Raw genomic sequence first — 271 nt, forward strand, 5'->3', positions numbered from 1 at the left:
CCGCCGACGTGGTCGAGGAAGTCTCCACGGCCGTCGGGCCCATCGACATCCTGATCAACAGCGCAGGCGCGGCCCGCCGCTACGACCCGGAGCTGCTCGACGCCGAGGCCTTCAAGGCCACCATGGAAGCCAAATACTTCCCGTATATCTATCCGCAGCAGGAAGTGCTGCGCCGCATGGTCGAGCGGATCAAGTCCGGCAAGGCGCTGGAACCGGGCGCGATCGTCAACATCATCGGCATGGGCGGCAAGTACGCGAGCGACATCAATAT

At 63.8% G+C, this 271-nt stretch carries 1 protein-coding gene; it reads left to right on the plus strand.

Annotation, left to right across the window (positions count from 1 at the left end):
- On the plus strand, positions 1-271 hold a 271-nt coding region (locus tag SB786_RS36325; RefSeq protein ID WP_410731591.1), incomplete at both ends, for an SDR family NAD(P)-dependent oxidoreductase.

This window comes from Burkholderia sp. SIMBA_062 (genome assembly GCF_046534765.1).
In the GTDB taxonomy this organism is placed as follows: Bacteria; Pseudomonadota; Gammaproteobacteria; order Burkholderiales; family Burkholderiaceae; genus Burkholderia; species Burkholderia ambifaria.